The organism is Aestuariibius sp. HNIBRBA575 (assembly GCF_040932005.1).
Lineage (GTDB): Bacteria > Pseudomonadota > Alphaproteobacteria > Rhodobacterales > Rhodobacteraceae > CANLNM01.
In genome coordinates this window covers 1,163,573-1,178,768 of the sequence record NZ_CP162414.1, presented here as the reverse complement: position 1 = coordinate 1,178,768, position 15,196 = coordinate 1,163,573, and the positions used below count along the sequence as shown (strand labels likewise).

The window sequence follows — 15,196 nt, the reverse complement described above, 5'->3', positions numbered from 1 at the left end:
GTAATCTTATGAAAAAGCTAGTATTGATCCTACTTTCCTTGGCGCTGGCGGCTTGTAGCCCCCAATTAACGCTGATGAGCCGAACTACAGGAAACATGGGGACTGGCGTTGTAGAAAATGCAGCTCTAGGAAACTCGGGTACACTAACAGTCTCCTTTAGTGATGAGATATACACAGGAACATGGACCACAGTTCAAAACCCGGGCAGCTATAGCTTTGGAATGATAAATGTTTCTGATTACTCCAATGGTGGAGGATTTGGGAATTTCAACGCGTATTCAATGTCTGACAGTGGTTTTGGGACCGCGTTATTAAGCTCCAACAAAGGGCGTTCGATGCGATGTGAATTTGAATATAACTCAATGAGCATGACTGCCGTTGGTATTTGTAAAATCAATCAAACAAATGAAATTTTCGATTTACAAGCCGCTTAGGTATACAAAACTAACCGATCATAGAATTTGGCCAACTAAGTTGGGGGGAACATAAAAATCATCCTCAACTTAATCAGCTTCTTTTGTTGATATTAATTGGCCTCAGACTATCTTACCTGAATGCGCATCCTCCTTCCCTTCTTCTTCCTCCTCACCGCCTGTGGTCGCGTGCTTACACCGACGGAAATACAGCTCGCTGAGGAACTCTTTGGCCCGTCTTTGGATGTCGAACAGGTGCGGTTTCACGACAATGCCCCGATCGGTCTGATCACGCGCACCTATCCGGTTCGGCCGCGCACCACGTGTCAGGAACTCATTCAGCCCCCCGCCACGGGGCCCACTTTGCAGGGGCGCACCGCCGGGGTGACGTTGTGGAACCATGTTCATGCCCGCGAAGCGTGGTTTCTGGACGATTACGCCGCCGATTACCCTGATCAGTTCAATATCGTTGCGGCAATGTTTTTTGCCCATGAGCTGACCCATGTCTGGCAATGGCAAAATCGTCAGCATACTGGGTTCACCCCATCACGCGCTGCGTGGGAACATACCCAATTGGCCGATCCGTATCTGTTTGATCCTGATACCGAAGTATCGTTTTTGGATTACGGCTATGAGCAGCAAGGCGCGCTGGTCGAAGAGTTTGTGTGCTGTGCAACGCTTGATCCGCAGGGCGCACGCACCGGCCGTCTGCGCGCGCTATTGGCAGACGCCCTGCCCCCGGATGCGGCGGGTGGAACGCGGATGGGGTCCGCGATCAGCATGGGTCAGCTCAGCGCTGTGATTGGCCGCACGGATATATGGCTGCCTTGGGATGGGGCCGACATTGACGGGATCTGCAATCAGTCCTGAATCGTTTCTAAATAGGCGACCAAATCCACCACTGGGCGGGATGTCAGGATCGGCTGGCCGGTTTCAGCTTTGATGGCGGCGTCTTGTCCGTCGAACAATTCGCCCCAGATGGGCATCGGGCTGCCATGGGACACCAATGGGTCCCGCCCATCAATGCGATACACCACGCGCGCGGTCGGAAACGTATCGTCATTGCGCGATCTGAGGCTGGTCAGATCTGATGGCTGAACCATCAGCGCCCCGGCCATGGGGCCGTTCCCCGCGGCATCACGCCCGTGACAAACCGCACATTGCTGCGCAAACAGGGCCGCCCCTGCCGCCGCATCCCCATTGGATTGTTCGGCCCATGCAGGGGACAAAATCAAAGCGCTCATTCCTGTCAGGATATATCGAAACATCGCGTTCTCCTTTTGGCTCGAAATATCGGGTCGCTTAGCGCTGGATAGATTCCAGATATAACGACAATGCCAACAGACGCGCAGGTATCGGAGTGCCCACCCCGTCTTGTTCCACATTGATGGTTGGGCCCATATCCCCGGCCCCAAATTCAGGCATCGCCGCGCTGAAATGGTCCCCACGTGCATAGCCGTCGATCACATTCATCACATATCCCGCCGGGTACATGCCGCCATGTCGCTCTGACAAGCGTGTTAAATCCGGAGGTGTAATAATCAGAGCACCGCCAAAGCTGCCTGACCCCATCGCATCCAGCCCATGGCACGATGCGCAATCTTCGCGAAATGCAATGGCGCCGGATTCTGGGGATGGATCATCCAAGTTTTGCACACAGCCCGCCAATGCGATGCAACCGAGTAGGATTGATACTGTTTTCATGTTCATGCCCTCACTTTCCTCAATTATCGCGCAATTAGTGGTGCAGCGCCTTGATTTACCTCATGTCCGCGATAGGTTGATCCCCGACAAACCGGGTGGAGATAAATATGACCAATCAGGCGTTATTGATGTTGGCAGCAGGGATCGGCGTGCCGATTTTGGCGGCCTTGAACGCAGCGCTTGGACGGATCATTGGATCGCCTTCGGCCGCAGCGATGGTGCTGTTTTTTATCGCGTTTTTGGTGGCAATTGCCGCGGTGATTGTCACGGGAACCGACGCGATCAGCAAACTCAGCGCGGCGCCAAAACATCTGTTTCTCGGCGGTTTGTTGATTGCATTCTATTTGTTGTCGATCACATATGTCGCGCCCAGCTTTGGCATTGGAAACGCGGTGTTTTTTGTGTTGATCGGCCAGTTGATTTCGTCTGCGGCCATTGACCATTTCGGGTTGTTTATGGCGCAATCGACCCCGCTGAACTGGACCCGTGCAGCCGGGATTGCGGTGATGGCTGTGGGTGTTTTGATCACCCAACGGGCATAGGTCTAGGTCACAATCGATCCGGTTTCCAGGCGAACAATGCGGTCCATCCGGGCGGCCAATTCCATGTTATGGGTGGCGATCAATGCAGACATGCCCGTGCCACGTACCAAATCCATCAATGCCCCAAACACCACATCCGACGTGCCCGGATCAAGGTTGCCCGTGGGTTCATCCGCCAACAGCAAATCCGGCTCATTGGCCAATGCGCGACAAAATGCGACGCGCTGTTGTTCGCCCCCTGACAGGGCGGCTGGACGATGGTTTGCGCGGTCTGACACCCCGACATTTTCCAACAAAGACTGGGCGCGCGTTTCGGCAACTTTCGCGGCGATCCCATTGGCCAGCTGCGGCAAAACGATGTTTTCGAGCGCCGTAAATTCAGGCAACAAATGGTGGAATTGATAGACAAAGCCCACCTGCCCGCGCCGCGCGGCGGTGCGTTTGCGATCGCTAAGATCGGTCATGTCGCGCCCATCAATCACCACCCGCCCCTGATCCGGCACATCCAGCAATCCCGCAATGTGCAACAGCGTGGATTTACCCGCCCCAGATGGGGCCACCAGCGCCACCACTTCGCCCCGACCTATGGTCAGGTCAACGCCGTTCAGCACCTGAACTTCGCCGGGTTTACCGTGATTATATCCTTTGCGCAGGCCGGTCAGTTCCAGAACATTACTCATAACGCAGCGCCTCTACGGGGTTCATCCGCGCCGCACGTCGGGCCGGGAAAATGGTAATGATCCAGCTCAGCCCAAGGCTGAGCGTTGTGGCGGAAATCACATCGGACATTTGCAATTTGGCGGGCAAATTATAGATGCCGCGAATGGATGGATCCCAGACGCCGCCGCCGCCCAGCCAATTCACAAGGCTGAAAATCGGATCGATATTGATCACAAACAAACAGCCCAACAAAACACCCAGCAAGGTCCCCAACGTGCCGATCCCCGCGCCGCAGATGAAAAATATCCGCAAAATCGACCCTTCTGACAGGCCCATTGTGCGCAGGATTCCAATGTCGCGGCCCTTGTTTTTAACCAGCATAATCAGGCCGGAAATGATGTTCATCGACGCAATCAGAACGAGGATCGACATGATCACAAACATCACGTTGTCTTCGATTGTTAAGGCCCGCAGGAATGCGCCAGACCGGTCCCGCCATGTCCATGGGATCACGCGTGGCCCGCCGATCATCACGATTTCAGGCACCAAATCATTCACCGCATCCGGATCCTCAACCATCAATTCGATCTGATCGACGGCCCCGTCCCGGTTAAAGAAATTCTGCGCCTCGGCGAGGGGCAGATAGGCGCGAATTCGGTCGATATCGTACCGCCCAGCGGTAAAGATATAGACGACTTCGTAGGTGTTAACGCGCGGTGATGTGCCAAATGCCGTGCGCACGCCATTGGGGGAAATGATTTTGATCCGGTCGCCGACGACCAGCCCCAGCTCAATCGCCAGACCAGACCCAATCGCGATGCCTTCGTTAAAGCGGGCGATGTCACCGCGGGCATTTTCGGGGCTCGCGATCCGGGGAATGGCCATCAGATCGTCCAGCGTGATCCCATAAAGGTCGACCGCGCCATTTGCGTTACGAAAATTGCCCATGACCTGACCACGTACCAACGGGGCAGCGCGGGTAATGCCATCAATCGCCCGCAAATCCTGCGCCAGAACATCATAGTCCCGGATCAAATCATCGAGCTGGCCGTGTTCGGTCATCTGATTGGAATAATGCACCTCAACATGGGCATTTGCGCCCAGGATTGTATCGACAAATTCCGCCCGAAATCCGGCACGCACGGACAATGTTGCGATCAGGGCAAACACCGCCAATGTGATGCCAATCAGGCTGATCCATGTCATGACCGACACGCCGCCTTCGGCACGTTTGGCCCGAATATACCGCCATGCGATCATCCATTCGAAACGGGAAAATGGGGCGGTTCTACCTTGGGCCATGAGGATCGTCCAAATTGTTTCAAAGCCGTATACATTGCCAAACCGGTGCTGCCAATTCCAGCGGTTCAGATAACGGCGATTTGGGCGGAAAAACCCTAATAGCAAGGCAGTGGCGCAAATGCGTCCACGCATTCAGGCATCTAGGGGTCCAGTTTGGCAATGGCAGGTCGCAGGTAGAAAAACGGAACCAAGATCATCCGTGACTGGCCGTCACAATTCTGCATCGCGCCCAGCCCTGTCAGGCAGGCGCACGCGCGCGGCGCCGAAATGGCCACAACAAAAATGTCAGGCATAGGCCCAAAACCGTCGAGCCTGCGATAAACCCAGCCCCGGCTGCAACTGCGCCCGGCAGGTTGATCGGCATGGCCGGCACAAAATCATCCCACGTCCCGGTCAGCGTTTCAGCATCCGAAATTCGATGCGGCATCATCATCCGCTGCATCGGGCTGGCGGATTGCAAATGCGTAAAATGCGCGGTCAGCACTTCGTGGCGTAGAAACGTGCGCTGCATATCTGAACGGCGATCGTCCAGAAACTGCGTGCCCTGCATTTGATCCAAGGCCTCAGACCGGGTCAGCCCAGACCTCAACGCAGAGGCATCAAAATCCTCAACCACTTGGGACAGGGCATCAATTTGCCCCGCCAAACGCTGGGTGTATTGCTGTGAAAATTCAGGATATTGCGACAGGCCAGCCGCACCAGCCAGCCCCCCAATGAAGGAAAGCACCTTTAACATACCCGAGCCTCAATATTGTTTTTTTGTATTTTGCGGCGCGCGCTGGGATCGGTCAAGGCCCCCAAAACGCCAAAAGGCGAATCACATGACCCGCCTTTTGCCTTTATATCGACGATATCAAAGCCCCGTGACGCGGTGCTTTGCATAAATTTGCGAAATCTTTTCAACGGCTTGCGCGTCGGGCATTTCTTCGCTTTCGCCTGTGCGGCGGCAGGTCAGTTCCACCACGCCGTTTTTCAATCCGCGTGGCCCAACGGTGATCCGCCACGGCAGTCCAATCAGGTCCATATCGGCAAATTTGGCCCCGGCCCCTGTGTCGCGATCATCATAAAGCGGGTCCAGCCCGATGGCTTTGAACGAGTCATAAAGCGCATCACAAGCTTCGGTGCAGGCTTCGTCCTTGGCGCGCATATTCAGGATGCCGACGTGGAACGGCGTGACACCTTCGGGCCAAATGATGCCTTTGTCGTCATGGCTGGCCTCGATGATGGCGCCCAACAGGCGGCTGACGCCGATCCCGTGTGACCCCATATGCACCGGCACTTTGTTGCCTTCGCTGTCTTGGACGGACGCGCCCATGCTTTCGGAATATTGCGTACCAAAATAGAAAATCTGCCCCACTTCGATGCCGCGCGCCACCCGTTGGCGATCTTCGGGCACCTTGGCGAATTCATCGGCCTCGTGGGTTTCGTCCGTGCGGGCATAGCGCGATGTGAACTCTTCCAAAACGGCCTGACATTGTGCCACATCATCATAATCAATGGCCCGATCGCCAAATTTCAGATCGGTGATTTGGCTGTCATAGAACACTTCGGATTCACCGGTTTCCGCCAGCACCAGGAATTCATGGGTGTAATCCCCGCCAATCGGTCCGGAATCTGCGCGCATTGGGATCGCTTGCAGGCCCATACGTTCATAGGTCCGCAAATAGCTGACCAGATGACGGTTATAGGCGTGCAGCGCATCCTCTTTGGTCAGGTCAAAATTGTAGCCGTCTTTCATGAAAAATTCGCGGCCCCGCATCACTCCAAAACGAGGCCGGATTTCATCGCGGAATTTCCACTGGATTTGATACAAGGTCAGCGGCAAATCCTTGTAGGAATTCACATGCGCGCGAAACACGTCGGTGAACATTTCCTCGGCTGTGGGGGAAAACAGCATGTCACGACCGTGCCGATCCTGCATACGCAGCATTTCTTCGCCATAGCCGTCATACCGACCGCTTTCGCGCCATAAATCTGCGGATTGCAACGTGGGCATCAACATCGGCACGTGGCCGGCGCGAATTTGTTCTTCGTGCACGATGTTTTCCAGCTTGCGCAGCACCTTGAATCCCATGGGTAACCACGAATAGATCCCGGCGCTGGATTGTTTGATCATCCCGGCCCGCAGCATGTAGCGGTGGCTTACGATTTGGGCTTCCGAAGGGGTTTCCTTCATGGTCGGCAGGAAATAGCGGCTCAGGCGCATGATACTCTCGTGTGTTTGGCTGTTTGAACCGGGTCTATGCGATCCGCGCGGGTCAGGCAATGCATCCAACCCCAGCAGTCCCAAATCGATCAATCATATCGCGCCCGAATAGTCAGAGAAGCCCCAATGTCCAACCAAATAAAGGGCAAATTTTATCCGTTAAGCATCAGGAAACCCCGCCTACGTTAAGGTTCAACAGTGATTTTATGAGGGCAAGTGCAAATTACGGGCACAGGAGATAACATTATGTTTTGGAACCAAATTTCGGTCAAATTACCTCTCGCGATCGTGGGGATGTGTTTGGTAACACTTTTCTCAATGGGGATTGTCGCAAAATTTGCTGCCCAAGAAATTTTACATCATCAGGCGGAAATTCGGCTGAGTGAGCTGCGTGATGCCCATGCAGAAACATTTTTATCTTCACTTCAAGCTCATCAAACAATGACGCAATCATTGGCAATGTCACCATCGACTCGTCAGGCGATCACCAAGTTTGTCGGCGCATGGGAGGCGTTGCCGGGGGATAAAACCGCTGAACTGACTGACCGCTATATCACCCAGAACCCGCATCCTGCCGGCGAACGGCATGCGTTGGATATGGCGTCAGGTCGGGATGGATATAATCGGGCCCATCGGGATGTACATCCCTATTTTCGCGAAGTTTCTGAGCGCAATCATTTTGTTGATCTAATGATTGTGGATACAGAAGGAAACATCATCTATTCGGTCCAGAAAAATCCATCCTTTGCACAAAACATATCCGCGGACCGAGGTGATTTTCCCGCGTTAGAACGTACCTATCAGCGCATCGCGATTGATTACGCGATTGACCAGGACGTTCAGGCGGATAGCCCAACTACATTGGCAAATTCCGCACCTTTGGCTGAGGATGAACTCAACACACCCTTTGTGTTTGAGGATTTTACCCAATCCGATCAGGACATGGCGCCATATTCCGCCTATATGGCGGCGCCGATTTTAGCTCGAAATGGCAGTTTTCTTGGGGTGGTGATCGTTCAGTTATCAACACAATCCATCAATGAATTGGCAGGACATTCATCAGATGCCGATGACCAACATGCAGAAGTGTTTGATGTTTTTGGGCCGGACGGGCTCTCTCGTCTTCACAATGGGCGCGAACATCATCATGAAGAAACAGAAGGTGCCCCACATTCTGAGGAACACAATCCCCCGACATCCGACACAGACAGCCACATTGACAATGAGGTGATAGATCCAAACGGTCCCTTAGGCTTGGCGATGGCGGGCGAAACCGGGCTATTGGATCACATCACTCAATCCGGAGAGGCCGTTTTATCTGCCTATACCTCAATCACGTTTCAGGGCGTTCAATGGGGGGTAATTTCAATGCAGGTAAATTCTGAGCTTTACGCCGATGCAATTGAATTCGAACGCAAACTCATCTTTGACGGTGCGATCCTGTTGGGTGTCGCTTGTTTGTTTGGGTTCTTCGTTGCCCGGCAACTCAGCGCGCCGGTCAAAATGATCAACCGTGCTATGCGCCAGGTCGCTGATGGAGATTTACAAACAGATGTACCCGCACAAAATCGTCGCGACGAAATTGGGGACATGTCTCGTGTTTTGGAAGAGTTCCGAATTTCTCTACAAACGGCCAATGAAAACGAAGCCGTTGCCCAAGCAGAACGGTTGCGAAACCAAGAAGCGCAGAACCTGGTTGTTGAAAACCTGCAGGTCGCTTTGCACAAACTGTCCGAACGGGTGCTGAACACAAGCATCAATTGCGAATTTGGGCCTGAATACGAAGTCCTGCGCAAAGATTTTAATTCAGCCGCACAGGTATTGAACGCCGCGATCGCAACCGCCAAGGCCAGCGCAAATTCGATCTCTGTTGGGGTTGTGGAAATCGCCAACGCATCAGAAGATCTGTCAAAGCGAACCGAAACCCAGGCACTTGCTATTGAAACGACGGCCGCGTCCGTCAAAACGCTAAATGAATCCGTTAGAAACACGGCGGATCAAGCGGGCAACGTCAATGAACTGGTCGATCAGACACGCAATCAGGCTGAAAACTCTGGTGTGGTTATGGCCCGTGCCGTTGATGCCATGCGTGAAATTGAACAATCGTCCACAAAAATTTCTGCGATCACAACTTTGATCGATGATATTTCGTTTCAAACCAACCTGTTGGCACTCAACGCCGCGGTCGAAGCCGCCCGCGCTGGCGAAGCCGGGCGTGGATTCTCTGTGGTTGCAAGCGAAGTGCGCGCCCTTGCTCAAAGAAGTGCGGAAGCGGCCAGCGACATCCATGAACTTATCTCAAACTCAGAAGAACAAATCACCAATGGTTCATCCTTGGTAGACCAAGCTGGGCTTGCGTTGCGAGAGATTCACGACAATGTGTCGGGGGTGGCCACCAAAGTGGGCGATATCGCGATTGCTGCCAAGGACCAAAGCAAAGCTTTGTCCGACATCAGCCTGACAATTGATGAAATCGACGGCGTCAATCAGACCAATGTTGCCATGTTTGAGGAAACCTCAGCCGCGACCCAATCTCTTAGCAAAGAAGTTGGCAGTCTGGAACTTGCGATGGAGCAGTTTGGCACAACCGAAGAGGATGAGGATTTCGTGGCTGATCGCAGCATTTCAGACCGGGACGCCGCCTGATCCCAGAATTGAAACGGCCAGAACGGTCGGCGAAAATCTGATCCAATTGCATTTCAATCTTTGAAAACCTCTTGCAGAAGTGCCATGTACGTTCTCAAAGGCACAGAGGTTGATCATGGCGTTACCGGTTCAAAAACAAATGCAATATTGGGGCATTGCCGCGGCAATCATTGTTCTGTTGCTGTGGGTTCTGGGGGATGTTTTGTTGCCCTTTATCTTAGGTGGGGCGATTGCCTATTGTTTGGACCCCATCGCAGATTGGTTTGAATCCAAAGGGTTAAGCCGTGCCATGTCTGTGGTTGTGATCTCTTTGATCGCTGTGATGGTCTTTGGTATTGCGTTTCTACTTGTCGTGCCGAGCCTCATCAGCCAAGCCTCTGAATTGATTGATGTTGCCCCCCAACTCTTTGAGAATTTGCGCACATTCTTGGGTCGACAATTTGCGGATTTGATCGAACGTTTTCCCCAATTGGCGGATGAAAATTCAACCATCAGCCAACAGCGCAGCGCAATTATCGAAGCCATCCAAGCCCGTGGCGGCGACTTTTTATCCGGTTTGCTCAGCTCTTTGTCTGGGATCGTGAACATCGTTCTGCTGATCGTGATTGTCCCAGTTGTGACCTTTTACCTGCTGCTGGATTGGGACCGGATGGTCGCGCAAATTGATGACATGCTCCCTCGGGACCATGCAGGCGTGATCCGCCAGTTGGCTTATGATTGTGACCGAACTCTGGCGGCATTCATTCGGGGCATGGGCACCGTTAGTCTGATTTTGGGCACCTATTACGCGATTGCATTGATGGCTGTCGGATTGAATTTCGGACTGGTTGTTGGCTTTATCGCCGGTTTGATCACGTTTATCCCCTACCTCGGATCGCTCATTGGTGGCGCTTTGGCGATTGGCTTGGCTTTGTTCCAATATTGGGGCGTGATCGAAAATGTGGACGGGGATACAATCACTTATGCCACAGACTGGTTCAGAATTGGCGTCGTCACCGTGATATTTGTCATCGGCCAAATGGTTGAGGGCAACATTTTGACCCCCAAATTGGTCGGCTCATCAGTGGGCCTGCATCCCGTTTGGTTGATACTGGCCCTGTCGGTTTTTGGGTCGCTCTTTGGGTTTGTTGGGATGTTGGTTGCCGTGCCGTTGGCGGCCATGATCAGTGTGGTGGCCCGCTTCTTTATAGGTCAATATAAGACAGGTCGCCTGTATCAAGGCATCGCCGGACAAGACTTGAAAGACGAATAAATGGCCGAACAACTGGTTTTTGATTGGCCCCGCCGGATCGGTTTGGGGCGGGACGATTTTTTTGTAACGGATGCAAACCACGCGGCGTTGGCGATGGTCAGCGCCCCCGATGCGTGGCCAAACGGCAAACTATGCGTCACCGGCCCCAAAGGCTGTGGCAAAACCCATCTGGCGCGTCTGTTTCAGCAGGAAAATGGCGGCCGCCTGCGGGTTGCGGCGCAAATTGAACCAGAAACCCCCCTACCGGAATCTGGGATTTTGATCGTCGAAGATGTGGACCAATTGCCCAAAGATGCCGAAGAATGGCTCTTTCATGCGCATAACCGCCTAATTGGCAACGGGCTTTTGCTGATGACGGCACAATCCGCGCCCAGTCGGTGGGACATCACCTTGCCGGATCTGAAAAGTCGAATGGAGGGAACCGCGCTTATCTCGATTGACCCGCCGGACGATCAATTGCTGGCAGCCGTGTTGATGAAACAGTTTTCAGATCGCCAACTATCCCCTGCCCCAAGTGCCATGAAATATCTGCTGCGCCATATGGAACGCAGTTTTGATATGGCGCGGCGGATCGTTCTGGCCCTTGATCGGGCAGCGCTCACATTCCGCCAACCGATCAATCTGCCTTTGGCTCGCGCGGTTTTGATCGTTTTGCAGGGCCGACCACAAGATGAAGAAGATGACACGCTGGTCGACGGTTAACACTTGCGTTGCAGTGATCCTGAGTGCATCCATAAAGGATGAATACTTCGTCAATGCCCCCCGCCCAATCAGATGATCCATCCCAGGATTGGGGGCCATTTGGACGCCCTTTGTTTGATGACCCCAAAACACGCGCCTTGTCGCGGGTGGGTGTGATCGACGTTGGATCGAACTCGGTCCGATTGGTCGTTTTTGACGGCGCGGCACGCAGCCCGGCCTATTTCTACAATGAAAAAATCATGTGTGGATTGGGGCGTGGTTTGTCCGAAAGCGGGGTTTTGAACCCAAATGGACGCGACCGGGCAGTTGCGGCAATCAGACGTTTCGCGGCCCTGGCCGAAGGCATGGATTTGCCCCCGTTGACGGCTGTGGCCACGGCAGCTGTGCGCGAAGCCAAAGACGGCGCCGCATTTTGTCAGGAAATACTGGACAAAACCGGGATTAAAATTTGGGTCATTGATGGCCAAGAAGAGGCTCGGCTCTCTGCTCAAGGAGTGCTGTTGGGCTGGCCTGGATCCTATGGTTTGGTCTGCGATATTGGCGGCGCATCGATGGAATTGGCCGATCTGCAGGACGGCAAAGTCAAGCAATGCGTCACCTCTCCGCTAGGTCCGCTTAAAATCCGCGAAGTCAAAGGCGGCAAGCGCGGAATGAAGAGTCACATTCGCTCAGAGATCAAAAAACTGGCCGAACACATGGGTAATGAGACTGGAAAACGCCTGTTTCTGGTGGGGGGATCGTGGCGTGCAATTGCGCGAATTGATATGGAACGCCGCCAATATCCCCTGACTGTTTTGCATGAATATCGCATGACTGCGACCGATATTTCCCGCACAATTGCCTATATTCAGGCGCATGATTTGGATGAACTGCGACAGCGCGCCGGTGTGTCCGAAGCGCGAATGGCCCTCGTTCCGATTGCCGGTCTGGTTCTGAAAAACCTGATCCGCAGTTTTAAACCCAAGGACATAACGGTGTCATCGTATGGCATCCGCGAAGGCATGCTTTATGAGCAAATGCCCGAGGAACTGCGTGATCGCGACCCCCTGATCGAAGCTTGTCGTTTTGCAGAGGCCAAGGATGCACGGGTTCCGGGCTATGGGAAAGTGCTCTATGACTTTGTTTTACCACTGTTTCCACGTGCCAATTGGCAGAAAAAACGCATCATCAAAGCCGCGTGCCTGTTGCATGATGTCAGCTGGCGGGCCCATCCCGATTACCGGGCCGAAGTTACGTTTGACAATGCGACACGGGCCAATCTGGGCGGGTTAAAACATTCTGAACGGGTGTTTTTGGGACTGGCCTTGTCGCATCGGTATTCCAGCAAAAAAGATGGCACACATTATCAGGAATTATCTAGCTTGTTGCCGGAAAAAAGCCGTGCGGAAGCTGAAACATTGGGGCGGGCAATGCGATTGGGGGCGATGTTGTTGCCGCGCCCAAACGAAAGCCCGGGTGAATTGATCTGGCGCCCCAAGAAACGTGAATTGACCCTCAAAATCCCTGAACTGTCACAACGACTCTTTGGCGAAGTCGCACAAGCCCGATTTAAATCGCTTGCCAATTGCCTGTCAGCCACCGCTCAGATTAAGAAAAAACGCTAAAGATCAATTTCAGATGTGTCGCGGTCATCCTGAATAGGCGCAGGCACAAAAGGTGGCGCATCTACACTGCGCCGAATGATGATATCACCGTTTGGTAAAATTTCCGGTTGTTCGTAATGGCGGGCATCATCGATCAGATCGATCAAATGCAGGATTGCCGGGCCCATTTCATCGGCAAATGCCTGAAGTGCGGGGCCCATTTCATCAATCATGCCAGTGAATTCATCCAATGTCGGCTCAACTTCTGACATCAGTCCCCGCAAAAGAAGGCGCGCGCCCTCTTCCATCAAATTGAAGCCATCCTCGACCTCTGTATTCTGGGACGAGGCAGGAAAAGCAGCCAAAACCGCAAATGAGAATGCAAAAAAGAAACGTTTCATGCGGAGAGCATATCGTGAAATGACGCGACACCCAAATCAAACTTGGTCGGCTAAATATCGATATCCAGCGTCACCGGAAAATGATCAGACGCGATGAGCAACGCATCCCGCAATTGGATATCACGATAACAGCACGGGTCTTCGAACGGATGCCAAATCTGCCATTTCGGCTGTTTCGCCCTCAGATCCGGGCTGAGCATGATGTAATCGAGCAATGCGTGCAAAAACCGCCCCTCTGGCGGGATGCTAAACCGGGCTGTGGTCGGAGTGGCGCCAATGCGTTGGGTCAGCGCGGCCTTGGCATGGGGGTCAAACAGCGCTGTTTCACCTTCGCCTAGTACGATTTCAATGCTGGATCGGCCAAACAATTGTTCATATTCATCAAGCCCCGGACCGTCGTTAAAATCCCCCATCACCATCAACGCATCCCCTGCATTTAGGTGGTGATCCACACGTTGGCGCAGCCAGATACATTGCGCCAATTGTTTGCGTCGATTGGCGATGGAAATTCGCATAACGTCCGCCGCATTGCGCGCACCATGTGGGGCCTTGGATTTTGCATGCACGCCAATCAGACGCAGCGATGTGCCCGATTTGGTTTCCAGCGCCACCTCTAACGGGGGTTTAGACCAGCGGATCAAATCTTCGGTGGCATCCACATCCAGATCCAACCGAAACACGCCATCAAAACGCGGCGCGTCCCGCGATCCTTTTTTGCCGGTCTGTTCGCCGATTGGGTCATGGCGTGCACTGACCACATCGGGATCAAATAACAGGGCAATTTCTTGTTGTGTTTCATTGGCATAGCCCAATAGCGCCTGCCGCGCCCGCAATCCAAACCGCGCCGCAAAATTTTCAAGCGCGGCGCGACCGTCCCGTCGTGCGTGGTCGTCTGGAGCTTCGATGACCATAATGGCATCCGCATCAATAGCTTGAAACACCTGCCCCAGCGCCGCGATTTGGTCGCGTCTTTTGACGTCCCGCCGTCCCGACCACCCGTCATCGTCCATTAAATTGCTATCCGCATCAAACAGATGCGCGAACCATTCCACATTATAGGTGGCAATTCTCACGATGCGTGCTGCGCGTTTTGCGCCGAAATCTGTTCCCAGGCTTGATTGATATCTATCAAGCGCTTTTCCGCCAATTTGATCGCTTCTTTGGGAACGCCACGCGCCATCATCTGATCTGGATGGCTGGATCGCACGGCTGCACGATAGGCCCGTTTGATTTCCGACATCGGCATATCGGGGTCAACGCCCAACACATCATGGGGGTCACGTTCCGCTTCGGGAACAAAACGCGCGCGAATGGATTTAAAGCCACGTTCGCTAAACCCCATGATTTCCGCCACGTGAAGGAGAAACTGATCCTCATTTGGATGGTATTCCCCATCCGCGATTGCGATATGGAACAACCCTTCGATCAAATCCTGCATAGACGGGCAATCGTCGCCCAGTAGTGATTTGATTTTACTGGCATATTCCTCATATCCGGCAACATCCTGACGTGCCAGATTGAATACCCGCGCTGCATTTTTTTCCTCAGATTCGGGGATTGTGAACACTTCGCGAAACGCGGTTACTTCATCACGCGTGACCAATCCGTCGGCTTTGGCCATTTTGGCCCCCAACGCGATCACGGCAATCGCAAAGGCCGCGGTGCGTTCCGGCGGGGTACGCATCCGGTCAAAAACGTGGCTTAATCCTTCGCCCTGCGCGAGGGCGGAGATGGCGTCTGCTATGCGGGTCCAGATTGACATACGTCATCCTAACGAAAAATTCC

The 15,196-nt window shown here is 53.4% G+C and carries 16 protein-coding genes; 7 read left to right on the top strand and 9 right to left on the bottom strand.

Annotated features, from left to right (window positions below; translation table 11 throughout):
- The first annotated feature begins 8 nt into the window (after window positions 1-8).
- Window positions 9-434 carry a hypothetical protein gene (locus AB1F12_RS05975; RefSeq protein ID WP_368187298.1) on the top strand — a complete coding sequence of 142 codons (426 nt, stop codon included), beginning with the start codon at window positions 9-11 and terminating at the stop codon, window positions 432-434.
- Between the two features lie 168 nt (window positions 435-602).
- Window positions 603-1,283 carry a hypothetical protein gene (locus AB1F12_RS05970; protein ID WP_368187297.1) on the top strand — a complete coding sequence of 227 codons (681 nt, stop codon included), beginning with the start codon at window positions 603-605 and terminating at the stop codon, window positions 1,281-1,283.
- Here AB1F12_RS05970 and AB1F12_RS05965 read toward each other — a convergent pair.
- Complete coding sequence (locus tag AB1F12_RS05965; RefSeq protein WP_368187295.1) at window positions 1,274-1,681, bottom strand: c-type cytochrome; 408 nt, start codon at window positions 1,679-1,681, stop codon at window positions 1,274-1,276. The two genes, AB1F12_RS05970 and AB1F12_RS05965, sit on opposite strands and share 10 nt — an antisense overlap.
- A gap of 34 nt (window positions 1,682-1,715) precedes the next feature.
- Window positions 1,716-2,117 carry a c-type cytochrome gene (locus tag AB1F12_RS05960; RefSeq protein WP_368187293.1) on the bottom strand — a complete coding sequence of 134 codons (402 nt, stop codon included), beginning with the start codon at window positions 2,115-2,117 and terminating at the stop codon, window positions 1,716-1,718.
- Window positions 2,118-2,224: 107 nt separating this feature from the next.
- Between AB1F12_RS05960 and AB1F12_RS05955 the strand changes: the two genes are divergently transcribed.
- Window positions 2,225-2,659, top strand: coding sequence for a DMT family transporter (locus tag AB1F12_RS05955; RefSeq protein WP_368187292.1), 435 nt, complete (start codon window positions 2,225-2,227; stop codon window positions 2,657-2,659).
- A gap of 2 nt (window positions 2,660-2,661) precedes the next feature.
- Here the strand turns inward: AB1F12_RS05955 and AB1F12_RS05950 are convergent, their stop codons facing one another.
- The 4 genes from AB1F12_RS05950 to proS all read right to left on the bottom strand — a co-directional run bounded on the left by AB1F12_RS05950 (window position 2,662) and on the right by proS (window position 6,827).
- Window positions 2,662-3,339 carry an ABC transporter ATP-binding protein gene (locus AB1F12_RS05950; protein WP_368187290.1) on the bottom strand — a complete coding sequence of 226 codons (678 nt, stop codon included), beginning with the start codon at window positions 3,337-3,339 and terminating at the stop codon, window positions 2,662-2,664.
- Entirely contained in the window at window positions 3,332-4,621 is a 1,290-nt protein-coding gene (locus tag AB1F12_RS05945; RefSeq protein ID WP_368188292.1) for a lipoprotein-releasing ABC transporter permease subunit, read from the bottom strand. Before AB1F12_RS05945 ends, AB1F12_RS05950 begins: the two co-directional genes overlap by 8 nt.
- A 238-nt stretch (window positions 4,622-4,859) precedes the next feature.
- On the bottom strand, window positions 4,860-5,357 hold the full coding sequence (locus AB1F12_RS05940) for a DUF2937 family protein (RefSeq protein WP_368187288.1): 498 nt from the start codon (window positions 5,355-5,357) through the stop codon (window positions 4,860-4,862).
- A 117-nt stretch (window positions 5,358-5,474) separates the two neighbouring features.
- A complete protein-coding gene (proS, locus tag AB1F12_RS05935; RefSeq protein ID WP_368187286.1) occupies window positions 5,475-6,827 on the bottom strand; it encodes a proline--tRNA ligase in 1,353 nt (450 codons plus the stop codon).
- A gap of 246 nt (window positions 6,828-7,073) precedes the next feature.
- Between proS and AB1F12_RS05930 the strand changes: the two genes are divergently transcribed.
- From AB1F12_RS05930 to AB1F12_RS05915, 4 genes are all read left to right on the top strand, one after another.
- Window positions 7,074-9,473: a methyl-accepting chemotaxis protein gene (locus AB1F12_RS05930; RefSeq protein ID WP_368187284.1), complete on the top strand. Its 2,400-nt coding sequence runs from the start codon at window positions 7,074-7,076 to the stop codon at window positions 9,471-9,473.
- Between the two features lie 115 nt (window positions 9,474-9,588).
- Window positions 9,589-10,725, top strand: a complete 1,137-nt coding sequence (locus AB1F12_RS05925) for an AI-2E family transporter (protein ID WP_368187283.1) — start codon at window positions 9,589-9,591, stop codon at window positions 10,723-10,725.
- Entirely contained in the window at window positions 10,726-11,427 is a 702-nt protein-coding gene (locus AB1F12_RS05920) for a DnaA/Hda family protein (RefSeq protein WP_368187282.1), read from the top strand. It abuts the gene before it with no gap.
- 53 nt (window positions 11,428-11,480) lie between these two features.
- Entirely contained in the window at window positions 11,481-13,031 is a 1,551-nt protein-coding gene (locus AB1F12_RS05915) for a Ppx/GppA family phosphatase (RefSeq protein WP_368187280.1), read from the top strand.
- Here the strand turns inward: AB1F12_RS05915 and AB1F12_RS05910 are convergent.
- From AB1F12_RS05910 to AB1F12_RS05900, 3 genes are read right to left on the bottom strand one after another with little or no spacing between them, the layout of a single operon-like run.
- Complete coding sequence (locus tag AB1F12_RS05910) at window positions 13,028-13,411, bottom strand: AAA+ family ATPase (RefSeq protein ID WP_368187278.1); 384 nt, start codon at window positions 13,409-13,411, stop codon at window positions 13,028-13,030. The genes AB1F12_RS05915 and AB1F12_RS05910 overlap by 4 nt on opposite strands.
- Window positions 13,412-13,461: 50 nt before the next feature.
- Complete coding sequence (locus tag AB1F12_RS05905) at window positions 13,462-14,484, bottom strand: endonuclease/exonuclease/phosphatase family protein (protein ID WP_368187276.1); 1,023 nt, start codon at window positions 14,482-14,484, stop codon at window positions 13,462-13,464.
- Complete coding sequence (locus AB1F12_RS05900) at window positions 14,481-15,173, bottom strand: TerB family tellurite resistance protein (protein ID WP_368187275.1); 693 nt, start codon at window positions 15,171-15,173, stop codon at window positions 14,481-14,483. The genes AB1F12_RS05905 and AB1F12_RS05900 overlap by 4 nt, the downstream gene beginning before the upstream one ends.
- Between the last annotated feature and the right edge of the window lie 23 nt (window positions 15,174-15,196).

Excerpts from the sequence above, each read along its gene's own strand:
- AB1F12_RS05950 (WP_368187290.1), bottom strand. The coding sequence starts at position 3,339 with ATGAGTAATGTTCTGGAACTGACCGGCCTGCGCAAAGGATATAATCAC.
- proS (WP_368187286.1), bottom strand. The coding sequence starts at position 6,827 with ATGCGCCTGAGCCGCTATTTCCTGCCGACCATGAAGGAAACCCCTTCG.
- AB1F12_RS05965 (WP_368187295.1), bottom strand. The coding sequence starts at position 1,681 with ATGTTTCGATATATCCTGACAGGAATGAGCGCTTTGATTTTGTCCCCT.
- AB1F12_RS05940 (WP_368187288.1), bottom strand. The coding sequence starts at position 5,357 with ATGTTAAAGGTGCTTTCCTTCATTGGGGGGCTGGCTGGTGCGGCTGGC.
- AB1F12_RS05955 (WP_368187292.1), top strand. The coding sequence starts at position 2,225 with ATGACCAATCAGGCGTTATTGATGTTGGCAGCAGGGATCGGCGTGCCG.
- AB1F12_RS05920 (WP_368187282.1), top strand. The coding sequence starts at position 10,726 with ATGGCCGAACAACTGGTTTTTGATTGGCCCCGCCGGATCGGTTTGGGG.
- AB1F12_RS05910 (WP_368187278.1), bottom strand. The coding sequence starts at position 13,411 with ATGAAACGTTTCTTTTTTGCATTCTCATTTGCGGTTTTGGCTGCTTTT.
- AB1F12_RS05915 (WP_368187280.1), top strand. The coding sequence starts at position 11,481 with ATGCCCCCCGCCCAATCAGATGATCCATCCCAGGATTGGGGGCCATTT.
- AB1F12_RS05960 (WP_368187293.1), bottom strand. The coding sequence starts at position 2,117 with ATGAAAACAGTATCAATCCTACTCGGTTGCATCGCATTGGCGGGCTGT.
- AB1F12_RS05925 (WP_368187283.1), top strand. The coding sequence starts at position 9,589 with ATGGCGTTACCGGTTCAAAAACAAATGCAATATTGGGGCATTGCCGCG.
- AB1F12_RS05900 (WP_368187275.1), bottom strand. The coding sequence starts at position 15,173 with ATGTCAATCTGGACCCGCATAGCAGACGCCATCTCCGCCCTCGCGCAG.
- AB1F12_RS05975 (WP_368187298.1), top strand. The coding sequence starts at position 9 with ATGAAAAAGCTAGTATTGATCCTACTTTCCTTGGCGCTGGCGGCTTGT.
- AB1F12_RS05930 (WP_368187284.1), top strand. The coding sequence starts at position 7,074 with ATGTTTTGGAACCAAATTTCGGTCAAATTACCTCTCGCGATCGTGGGG.
- AB1F12_RS05945 (WP_368188292.1), bottom strand. The coding sequence starts at position 4,621 with ATGGCCCAAGGTAGAACCGCCCCATTTTCCCGTTTCGAATGGATGATC.